This is a genomic window from Lentzea sp., from assembly GCF_035525475.1.
GTDB lineage: Bacteria > Actinomycetota > Actinomycetes > Mycobacteriales > Pseudonocardiaceae > Lentzea.
Map to the genome: position 1 here is coordinate 50,799 of NZ_DATLEC010000142.1, position 10,901 is coordinate 61,699.

Here is a 10,901-nt window from a genome sequence, read left to right on the forward strand (position 1 = left end):
CGCCTGGCAGGGTGGTCCCGGTCCTCGATCAGTTGGCGGGGTCCGGGGCGGAGCCCCGAGCAGTAGAACAGGAACCGTAAGCCCCACGTAACCCCCGGACCAGGGAACACGCCACCACACAAAATGGTTGGATCGACACGTGAGGCACTTCGACCTGGTCATCATCGGCACCGGCTCCGGCAACAGCATCCCGAACGAAGCCATGGCAGGCTGGCAGATCGCCATCCTGGAAAAGGGCACCTTCGGAGGCACCTGCCTGAACGTGGGCTGCATCCCCACCAAGATGTTCGTCCACACCGCGGACCAGGCAGCAGCCCCGGCCAACGCCAAGAAGCTGGGCGTAGACGCGCACACCGACGCCATCCACTGGCCAGAGATCCGAGACCGGATCTTCAACAGGATCGACCCGATCGCCGAGGGCGGCCGCAACTGGCGCGCCAACGAGAACCCGAACGTCACGGTCTACGAGGGCACAGCGACGTTCGTAAACGAAAACACGATCAGCACGGGCACCGGCGAGACCATCACGGCCGACAGGGTGGTGATCGCAGCGGGCAGCCGCCCCAGCATCCCGGACATCGCGGACCTGGACACCACCGCCTACCACACCAGCGACACCATCATGCGCCTGGACGAGCTCCCGAAGAGCCTGATCATCGTGGGCAGCGGCTTCATCGCCTCGGAGTTCGCCCACGTCTTCAGCAGCTTCGGCGTGAAGGTCACCGTGATCGCCCGCTCGAACCTCCTCCTCCGCCACGAGGACCTCGAGATCGCCGAGCGCTTCACCGAGATCGCCAAGCAGAAGTGGGACGTGCGGCTCCAGCGCAAGACCACCCGCGCCGAGAAGACCGGCACCGGCGTCCGGCTCCACCTGGAAGGCCCGAACGGCGAGGAAACCGTTGAGGCGGAACAGCTCCTGATCGCCACCGGGCGCCGTCCGAACACCGACCTGCTGGACGTCGCCAAGGCGGGCATCGAGCTCCACGCCGACGGCCGCATCAAGGTCGACGAGTTCCAGAGGACCTCTCAGCCGCACATCCACGCTCTCGGCGACATCAGCTCCGAGCACCAGCTCAAGCACGTCGCCAACCACGAGGCCAAGGTCGTCCAGCACAACCTGCTGAACCCCGGGAACCCCAGGAAGTCCGACCACCGCTTCGTCCCTGCGGCCGTCTTCTCCAACCCGCAGATCGCGAGCGTCGGTCTCACCGAGGAGCAGGCCAGGGAACGGGGAATCCGGTACGTCACCTCCAGCCAGGCCTACGCGTCCATCGCGTACGGCTGGGCCATGGAGGACACGACCGGCTTCGCGAAGCTGCTCGCCGACCCGGCCACCGGTCAGCTGATCGGCGCGCACATCCTCGGCCCGCAGGCGTCGACGGTGATCCAGCCGCTCATCCAGGCGATGAGCTTCGGTCTGGACGCGAGGTCCATGGCGCAGGGCCAGTACTGGATCCATCCGGCCATGCCGGAGCTGGTGGAGAACGCGCTGCTCAACCTGCCGTTGGACTGAACGTCCCAAAGGACAGGGTCTTCCGCCGCTGCCGCCACGGCACAAAACCCAGCACTATGCAGCGATGACCGACAAAGTCCTCGTCGCCTACACATCGAGAACCGCTGCCACGGACGAGATCGCCGAGATCATCGGTGCCGAGCTCACGTGCTGCGGGCTGAGAGTCACCGTTCTCCCGGTCGCCGCCGCGGAGACGCTGCTGGGGTTCGGTGCCGTGATCCTGGGGGATGCCGCCGCACGGGACGCACATCGTTTCGTGCGGCGGCACAAGGCTTCTCTCAAGCACACGCCGCTGTGGTTGTTCCACCGCGGCACTCCGCCCGTGCCCCACGACGTCACACGCATGGTGCGCCGGCTCGGGGCGATCGGGCCCGTCAGCTTCGGCGGCGCGGCACCGGACCGGGACCGGGCGAAGGCGTGGGCCCGTTACCTCGCCGACCAGCTCACGGTGCTGCACCGCGGATTCGTCTCGAACTAGGGCCCTAGGCCTGCTGGATCCGCACGGTGTTGCCCGCCGGGTCGCGGAACACGCAGTCGCGGGCGCCCCACGGCTGCGAAGCCGGTTCCTGCACGACGTCGGCGCCGCCCGCCTGCAGCTTGTCGAACACGCCGTCGAGGTCGGGCGTGGACAGGTTGATGAACGCGTACGAGCCGTTCTCGATCATCTCGGCGATGGCGGTGCGCTGCACGTCCGTGAGTCCTTCCGCCATGGCGGGCGGTTCCAGCACGACCGCGGAGCCCGACCCCACCGGGGCGACGGTGATCCAGCGCATCGTGCCCTGGCCGACGTCGGCGCGGACCTCCCAGCCGAGCAGGTCGCGGTAGAAGGCCAGCGACGCCTCGGGGTCGGTGTGCGGGAGGAACGTCGCGTGAATGGTGATGTCCATGTCGGTAACGCTAGGACCAGCGAGAACGCCGTGCTTCTCGATTCCTGACCAGCTGGCTAGACGTAGCGCGGACGGCCGGCGACCATGCCGAGCGCGGTCAGCGCGGCGAGCAGCACCAGCTGCAGCACGAGGGACGTCGTCCACGACCCCGTGGACTCGCGCAGCACGCCGAACGCGAACGGCCCGGATGCCGCGATCAGGTACCCGAGGCTCTGCGCCATGGCCGACAGCCGCGCGGTGTCCGAAGTGGACTTGGTGCGCAGCGACATGATCAGCAGCGCCAGCGGGAACATGCCCATGCCGAATCCGATCAGCACCACCCACAGGCCGGGTGCGGCGGCGGGGGCCACCAGCATCCCGAGCATGCCCGCGAACGACAGCACGCCGAGCACCAGCACCATCGGGCCCTGGCTGGAGAACCGGGCGGCGATCGGCGGCACGAACAGGCTCACCGGAACGCTGAGCAGCATGGAAACGGCGAGCAGCATGCCGGCGGTGTTGCGGTCCACACCGGAGTCGACGAGCATCGCCGGCAGCCAGCCCATGACGGTGTAGGCGAACAGCGACTGCAGGCCGAAGAACACCGTGACCACCCACGCCAGCGGGCTGCGCAGCAACGAGCGCTTCTCCACCGGGGTGACCGACCGCACCACGGACGCCGCGGAGCCGTGACGCGCGCCGGCGAACCACACGATGACCGCACCGGCTGACAACAACGCCCACGCGCCGACAGCAAGCCGCCACGAGCCGAGGTAGTCCTCCAGCCGTGGCGTCAACGCGGCGGCGAGGGCGGCGCCGGCGGACAACGTTCCCGTGTACACACCGGTGAGCAGCCCGACCTTGTTCGGGAAGGACGCCTTCACCACCACCGGGATCAGCACGTTGGACACGGCGATGCCCGCGCACGCGATGAAGGTGCCACCCAGCACGACCCACGGACCGTCGATCACACGCAGCACCAGGCCGAGCGTGAGCACCCCCAGTGACAGACCGATCGCGCGGGCCATGCCGAGACGGCGGCCGAGCCACGGCGCCGCGAACGCCGCGAAGCCGAAGCAGAGCGCCGGAACGGCGGTCAGCGCACTGGTCCAAGCGGCCGAAACGCCCAGGGCGGCGCGGACGTCACCGAGGACCGAGGCCAGACTGGTCACCGCGGGCCGGAGATTCGCGGCAGCGAGGGCGACCCCGATCGCGAGCAGCATGGACCCGACAAGCGGAACGTGACGATTCTTGACGACCGTCACCCTGCGACCTCGATCGGTGGCAGTCTGTGCGGCAAAGGTCGTCTGCGGGATCGTCACAGGCACCACTATCGCAGACATGGGATGTTCGGATGAAAGGATGATGCTGTGCCGTTGGCCACTACCCGACGTGCAGGCCTCGTCGACCAGGTGATCGACCAGATGAGAGGGGCGATCACGAGCGGCGAATGGCCCGTCGGGCAGCGCATCCCGCCCGAACCCGAGCTGGTCACCGCGCTCGGGGTCGGCCGGAACACGGTTCGCGAGGCCGTGCGCGCGCTCTCGCACGCCGGTCTGCTGGAGGTGCGGCAGGGCGACGGCACGTTCGTCCGCGCCACCAGCGAGATCTCCGGCGCGGTCCGCCGCATGTGCGGGACCGAGCTGAAGGAAGTGCTCCAGGTCCGCCGCACCCTGGAGGTCGAGGGCGCCCGCCTGGCCGCCAAGCACCGCACCGAAGCCGAGCTCGCGCGCCTCACGGAACTGCTGCACAAGCGCGACGCGGCGATGGAGGACGAGCAGTGGGCCGAGGTGATCGAGCACGACACCGCGTTCCACGTGCTGCTCGTGCAGTGCTCGCACAACGCGCTTCTAGCGGAGCTCTACCAGGGCTTGACCGAGGCGGTCAAAGCTTCGGTGGCGGCCTCTGTCGACACCAGCCAGCCCGGCAACGACCAGGTGTCGCACACCGGGCTGCTGCACGCGGTCCGCGACGGTGACCAGGAGAAGGCGGCGATCGAGGCGGGCGGGTTCTTCGAGGAGCTGATCGAGAAGTTCTGCTAGCAACGCGGACGAGGGCTGTCCGCACGAGCTCACAGCGTGGGGGCCATGGAGATCACGCCGTTCCGCATCGAGATCCCGCAGGCCGAGGTCGACGATCTCCGCTCACGCCTCGCCGGCACGCGCTGGCCGGAGGACGACCTGCCGGGCGTCGGCTGGTCCTACGGCATCCCGCTGAGCTACCTGCGCCCGCTCGCCGAATACTGGGGCGGCGGGTTCGACTGGCGCGCCCAGGAAGAGCGTCTCAACTCGTACCCGCAGTTCACCACCGAGATCAGCAACCAGCGCATCCACTTCCTGCACGTCCGCTCGGAGAAGCCGGACGCCGTGCCGTTGCTGCTGATCCACGGCTGGCCCGGGTCGGTCGTCGAGTTCCTGAACGTGATCGAGCCCCTGTCGCAGGACTTCCACCTCGTCATCCCCTCGATCCCCGGCTTCGGCTTCTCCGGGACGGTGCGCAAGCCCGGCTGGAACGTCCTGCGCGTCTCGTGGGCGTTCGCGAAGCTCATGGAGGGCCTGGGCTACGACCGCTACGGCACGCAGGGCGGCGACTGGGGTTCCGGCATCGCGCAGGAGATCGGCCGCGTGTTCCCCGAGCAGGTCATCGGCGTGCACGTGAACATGCTGCAGACGTTCCGGCCGTCCGGGGTCAACGACCTCACGCAGGAGGAACTGCGCGCGCTGGAGTCGCTCGACCTCTACCAGAAGGAACTGTCCGGCTACATGCACCTGCAGCGCAGCCGGCCGCGCACGCTGTCCTACGCGCTGACGGACTCACCGGTCGGGCAGCTGGCGTGGATCGCGGAGAAGTTCCACGACTGGACGGACAACGACGGTGCGCCCGAGGACGCCGTGGACCGCGACCAGATGCTGACCAACGTGTCCGTCTACTGGTTCACTGGCACAGCGGGTTCGTCCGCGGCGCTCTACAAGGAACAGGCCGCGACGTGGGGCCGGTCGCAGCCGTCTGCCGTGCCCACGGGCGTCGCGGTCTTCCCGCACGACATCAGCGTGCCGGTGCGATCACTGGCGGAGAAGATGATTCCGTCGATCGTGCACTGGACCGAGTTCGACCGCGGCGGGCACTTCGCCGCGATGGAGGAGCCGGACCTGCTGGTCCAAGACATCAGGAAGTTCTTCGGATCACTGTGAGCACAACACTCTCGAACCGCACCCTCAACCGCACGCTCCTGGCGCGCCAGCTGCTCCTGGAGCGGACGGACATGCCGATCGTGCGGGCCGTCGAGCACCTCGGCGGACTGCAGGCCCAGGCACCGATCCCGCCCTACCTCGCGCTGTGGACACGGCTCAAGCCGTACAGGGTCGACGCGCTGAGCAAGCTCATCATCGACCGCTCGCTGGTGCGGATGACGTTGTGGCGCGGCACTTTGCACCTCATCTCCGCCGACGACGTCTACCTGATGCGCACGGCGTTGCAGCCGGAGCTGAACAAGTGGGCGAAGATCGTGATGCCGCCCGCCACACGGGTCGAGATCGACCTGGACAAGCTGGCGCGGCTCACGCGCGAGTACATCGAGACCGAACCGCGCACGGTGGCGGAGATCGGCGCGTACCTGGAGGAGCAGTTCCCCGAGGCGAGGTCGCGCGAGCTGTCGACGCAGGCGCAGCTGCTGGTGCCGATGATCCAGGTGCCGCCGCGCGGGATCTGGGGCGTGGGCGGCATTCCGCAGAACGTCGCCATGGCCACGTGGCTCGGCCGGGAGCTTCCCGGGGAAGCCGCCGTGGGTGAGCTGATCAAGCGGTACCTGCGCGCGTTCGGGCCGGCGACGCTCGCGGACATGCAGGCGTGGTCGCGGTTGATCGGCCTGAAGGCGCACGCGGCCGGCCTCGACCTGGTGGAGTACCGCAACGAGGCGGGCAAGGTGTTGCTGGACGTGCCGGACGGCGTGATCGTGGCGGAGGAGACCAGTGCGCCCGCGCGGTTGCTGCCCGCGTTCGACAACGTGCTGCTGGGACACGCGGACCGGACGCGGATCATGAGCGAGGACGCGCGTTCGCGGTGGGGTGCCGTGCGCAACGGCGTGTTCCCGCCGACGTTCCTCGTCGACGGGTTCCTGCGCGGCACCTGGAACGTCGTGGAGACCAGGGACACCGCGACGCTCACGATCGAGCCGTACTTCAGGACCACGAAGAAGGACATGGCGGGCGTGGTCCGTGAGGCCAAGGCGGTGCTGAAGGTGATGGCGCCGAAGAAGGCGCACGTGGTCGCTGCCCCTTAGGGCGGTCTTCGGTGCCCTCACGGACGTCTGGCGGCCGTATCTCGGGTGCGGGCGGATGCCCGAGGCTCGGGACATGGTCGCCGCACGCCGGGAAGCCGAAGCCGCGAGCGCCTTGGCGGAAGGCGAACGCAGGACGAGCCCCGCCGTTTCGAGCAGCCCGCACGCGCTGCTGGCCCTGCAACGCGACGCGGGCAACGCCGCTGTGGGCGCGCTCATGGCGGCCAGGCAGAAGAAGCCGGACGAGGCGCACATCGACGCGGCGCTGAAGGAGGTCCAGCGCGGCGAGCCCGACATCGACACCGTCGAGAAAGGCCTCGAGGCGGCGCAGACCGCGGGCGTTCCGGTGATGATGGAAGGCCCGAAGCCACCCGCGTCCGCCCTCGCCGTGACGACGACGGGGTTCGGCCCGAACGCCGTGCAGCCCAAGAAGCCCACGCCGCCCGCGAAACCGGTGCCCGCGAAGTCGAAGCTGGGCACGGCGGGTGCGAAACCTGCGGCCAAAGTCGGTGGCACGGCGGCGAAACCGGCCGCGGCACCCGCGATCCCCGCCGTCGCCGCGGCCGATCCGGCGTTCGTGCGGGTGGTCGAGAAGGTCACAGGGGCCGCGGCGGCCAAGAAGGCTCACCCGCCGGCCGCGGCGAAGGCCGAGGAGGCCCAGGACGCGGCGCAGGCACCGAGCGACGACCTGGCGGGGCAGGCGAAGGTGTCCAAGGTCGACGCGATGGACGCGCAGCAGGCGGGCTCGTTCGACAAGCAGGCGTTCATCGCGGCCGTGAAGAGCGCGATCGAGGCGAAGGCGCCCAAGTCGTTGCAGGACGCGACCTCACCGCAGGGCAAGGCCGACGGAGTCGCCACCGAGGTCAAGGGCATGGTCTCGCAGGGCAAGGAGGGCCAGGCCAAGGACATCGAACAGGCCACCGACGCGCCACCGGACCCGTCGAAGGCCGTGCCGAAGCCCGTCACGCCGCTGGCGCGGGAGAGTCCCGGCGCCGCACCGGCGATCCCGGCCGCGGGGGCGGCGCCGAAGCCCGTGCCGGCGGAGCGGACCGACCTGACGGCGGGCAAGCAGCAGGTCGCGCGGGAACAGGGCGACGTCACCGACGAGCAGCTGCGGCAGTCGAACGAACCGCAGTTCCAGCAGGCCCTGGACGCCAAGCAGACCGCCGCCGCGCACGCCGACGCCGCACCCGGCCAGTTTCGCGCGCAGGAACAGCAGGTGCTCGGCCAGGCCAGGGCCGACGCGTCCGCCGAGACCGCCGCGGGCGTCGCCGGGATGCAGGGCGCGAAGGGTGCCGCACTCGCGAAGCTCGTGGCGGACAAGGGGAAGACGAAGACCGCGGACGAGGCCAAGCGCGCCGAGGTCACCGCGAAGATCCAGGGCATCTTCACGGCCACCGAGGCCGAGGTGAAGAAGATCCTGACGGGCATCGACCCGAAGGTGGAGACGGCGTTCGCGAAGGGCGAGGCGGAGGCGAAGCAGGCGTTCGAGTTGTTCGTGGCGGCGAAGGTAGGCGCTTACCGGCAGGACCGCTACAGCGGCTGGCTCGGCGGCTACCGCTGGGCCAAGGACAAGCTCCTGGGCATGCCGGAGAAGGTCAACGAGTTCTACACCGCCGGCCGAGAGCTCTACCTCGAGCAGATGGACGGCGTGATCTCCCGCGTCGCCGACATCGTGGGCAGCGACCTCTCCCTCGCCAAGCAACGGATCGCATCCGGCAAGGCCGAGATCGCCGCGTACGTCAAGACCCTCTCCCCCGCGCTCCAGAAGATCGGCGCCGACGCGTCCGCGGAGATCGGCGACAAGTTCGAGCAGCTCGAAAGCGACGTCGACGACAAGCAGAACGCCGTCGTCGACACGCTCGCCACCAAGTACACCGAGGCGAAGCAGGCCGTCGACGACCGCGTCGAGGCGATGCAGGCCGAGAACAAGGGCTTCGCCGACGCCGCGCTGGACGCGGTCAAGGGCGTGGTCAACACCATCCGCGAGCTGGCCGGGATGCTGCGCGACGTGCTGTCCCGCGCCGCCGGGGTGGTCGGCGACATCGTCAAGAAGCCCGTCGAGTTCCTCGGCAACCTGATCGCGGGCGTGAAGGGCGGCATCCTCAAGTTCAAGGACAACATCCTCGACCACCTGCGCAAGGGCCTGATGGGCTGGCTGTTCGGAGCCCTGGCCGAGGCGGGCGTCGAGCTGCCCGAGAAGTTCGACGTGCGCGGGATCATCAAGCTGCTGGCGTCGATCTTCGGCCTGACCTGGGCCAACATCCGCAACCGCCTGGTGCGCCAGATCGGCGAGAAGGCCATGGCGGCGGCCGAGAAGGGCGTCGAGATCTTCCAGGTCCTGACCTCGCAGGGCGTCGCCGGCCTGTGGCAGATGTTGATGGAGAAGCTCAGCGACATCAAGGAGACGATCCTCGAGCAGGTGAAGGACTTCGTGATCACGAAGATCATCACCGCCGGCATCACCTGGCTCATCGGCCTGCTCAACCCCGCCGCGGCGTTCATCAAGGCCTGCAAGCTGATCTACGACGTCGTGATGTTCTTCGTCACCAACGGCAGCCGCATCGTGAAGTTCGTCAACACGGTGATCGACTCGGTCGCCGACATCGTGCGCGGCAACGTGAGCGGCGTCGTCAACAAGATCAACGACGTGCTCGGCCAGATGGTCCCGATCATCATCGGCTTCCTCGCCAGCGCGATCGGGCTCGGCGGCATCGGCGCGAAGATCCGGTCGATCATCGAGACCCTGCAGAAGCCGGTGAACAAGGCGCTGGACTGGGTGATCAAGAAGGGGCTGACGCTGGCGGGGCCGATCATCCGCGGGGTCAAGGGCCTCGGCGCGAAGGTCAAGGCGAAGTTCACCGCCGCCAGGGACCGGCTGACCGGCCGCGAGAAGGAGCAGGAGGGCATGCCGGGCAAGATCGACGTCTCGAAGCCCGTCGAGATGAACGGGGCCGGGCACACGCTGTTCGCGAAGACCGAGGGCACCAGGCTGGTCATCGAGATGGCGTCCCGCCGCGAGCGGATGGAGACCCTGCTCCTGCACGCGCGCGCCGAACTGAAGGCGCGCAACGAGGCCGACCTCCCCCGCAAGGGCCTCAAGAAGGCGCTCGACGACGTCGAACGACCGCTGGTGCTGGCGCAGAACCTGCACGACTCGCAGTACCAGCCCGGCGGGAAGATGACCGCCGACCTCGAACGGCAGATCAACGAGCGCATCGTCGAGGCCGCCGGGCTGCTCGTGGACGTGGGCCGCACGTACAAGATGAAGAGCCTCGAACACCTCGCGCACGCGTCTGAGTGGGTCACCGCCGAGCAGGAGCTGAAGGCCCCGTACCGCGGCGTGAACTTCCGGCCCCAGGTCTACGGCGGCTGGAACTCCGACAACGACACCTATGGCAAGAACCGCAGGGCGGCGTTCACGCACTTCCGGTCGCTGATCCCCGCCGGCGCGCCCGAACTCGCCAACCCCAAGGCCTACCACTGCCCGACGTGCGGCAAGATCCGCATCAACGACAAGACCGGCAGCCCGCTCACGTTCGACCACAACCCGTCCGTGGTGAACCACTGGATGTCCCACGAGGGCAACGACATGAGCCACGACGAGCGCAACGACTGGTTCAACGGCGGGAGCTCGGGGTCGAAGCTCGTCCCGATGTGCGGCATCTGCAACTCGGGCAAGGGCGGCGAGAACCCGTCGCCGAACGACTTCAAGGTCGGCGTGAGGTTCCGCGGCCGCGGCGAGGGCAAGGCGTAGGGAGGTCGTCCTCGCTCAGTGCGCGACCTGCTTGATCACGTCGAGCGTCGCCGTGATCGCGGGCCGACGGGAGGCCTGCGTGCGCCACACCGCGTACAACCGCCGAGTGGGCGTGGGCCGCAACGGCACCGCCACGACACCCTCCGGCACCTCTCCCCTGCCCAGCCGCGGGATCAGCGCGACCCCGATCCCCTTGGCCAGCAACGCCATCTGCGTCCGGTACTCGCTGATGCGGTACGCCACCACCGGTTCGATGCCCGCGCCGTGGAACGTCCGCTCCAGCCAGTCGAAGCAGATCGACCCCTCCGTCTGGCAGATCCACCGCTCGCCGGCGAGGTCGACGGGTTCGAGGTACTCCTTGCGAGACAACGGGTTCGTGACCGGAATCAGCACTTCGGCTACGTCGTCGCCGATGAACACGCGGGACAGCGACTCCGGCACCGGCAGTGGCGTGTTCGCCCAGTCGTGCACGATCGCCATGTCGAGCTC

At 68.7% G+C, this 10,901-nt stretch carries 9 protein-coding genes; 6 read left to right on the forward strand and 3 right to left on the reverse strand.

All coding sequences use genetic code 11. From position 1 onward, the window contains the following. Positions 1 to 139: 139 nt before the first annotated feature. Both VM306_RS23775 and VM306_RS23780 read left to right on the forward strand, forming a co-directional pair. Positions 140 to 1,513, forward strand: coding sequence for a mycothione reductase (locus VM306_RS23775; RefSeq protein WP_325518744.1), 1,374 nt, complete (start codon positions 140 to 142; stop codon positions 1,511 to 1,513). A 64-nt stretch (positions 1,514 to 1,577) separates the two neighbouring features. Further along, positions 1,578 to 1,991: a hypothetical protein gene (locus tag VM306_RS23780; protein WP_325518746.1), complete on the forward strand. Its 414-nt coding sequence runs from the start codon at positions 1,578 to 1,580 to the stop codon at positions 1,989 to 1,991. A gap of 4 nt (positions 1,992 to 1,995) precedes the next feature. Here the strand turns inward: VM306_RS23780 and VM306_RS23785 are convergent, their stop codons facing one another. Together VM306_RS23785 and VM306_RS23790 are read right to left on the reverse strand one after the other, a co-directional pair. Next, entirely contained in the window at positions 1,996 to 2,400 is a 405-nt protein-coding gene (locus VM306_RS23785) for a VOC family protein (protein ID WP_325518748.1), read from the reverse strand. A 56-nt stretch (positions 2,401 to 2,456) separates the two neighbouring features. Further along, entirely contained in the window at positions 2,457 to 3,644 is a 1,188-nt protein-coding gene (locus VM306_RS23790) for an MFS transporter (protein ID WP_325518750.1), read from the reverse strand. A 105-nt stretch (positions 3,645 to 3,749) separates the two neighbouring features. Between VM306_RS23790 and VM306_RS23795 the strand changes: the two genes are divergently transcribed. The 4 genes from VM306_RS23795 to VM306_RS23810 are packed head-to-tail and all read left to right on the forward strand — an operon-like array spanning position 3,750 to position 10,412. Next, positions 3,750 to 4,421, forward strand: coding sequence for a FadR/GntR family transcriptional regulator (locus VM306_RS23795; RefSeq protein WP_325518752.1), 672 nt, complete (start codon positions 3,750 to 3,752; stop codon positions 4,419 to 4,421). Positions 4,422 to 4,466: 45 nt separating this feature from the next. Beyond that, positions 4,467 to 5,570, forward strand: coding sequence for an epoxide hydrolase (locus tag VM306_RS23800; RefSeq protein WP_325518754.1), 1,104 nt, complete (start codon positions 4,467 to 4,469; stop codon positions 5,568 to 5,570). Beyond that, positions 5,567 to 6,658, forward strand: a complete 1,092-nt coding sequence (locus tag VM306_RS23805) for a winged helix DNA-binding domain-containing protein (protein WP_325518756.1) — start codon at positions 5,567 to 5,569, stop codon at positions 6,656 to 6,658. The genes VM306_RS23800 and VM306_RS23805 overlap by 4 nt, the downstream gene beginning before the upstream one ends. A 55-nt stretch (positions 6,659 to 6,713) precedes the next feature. Next, entirely contained in the window at positions 6,714 to 10,412 is a 3,699-nt protein-coding gene (locus tag VM306_RS23810) for a hypothetical protein (RefSeq protein ID WP_325518758.1), read from the forward strand. A gap of 15 nt (positions 10,413 to 10,427) precedes the next feature. Here the strand turns inward: VM306_RS23810 and VM306_RS23815 are convergent. Continuing rightward, a partial coding sequence (locus VM306_RS23815) for a LysR substrate-binding domain-containing protein (protein ID WP_325518760.1) occupies positions 10,428 to 10,901 on the reverse strand: 474 nt, incomplete at its 5' end.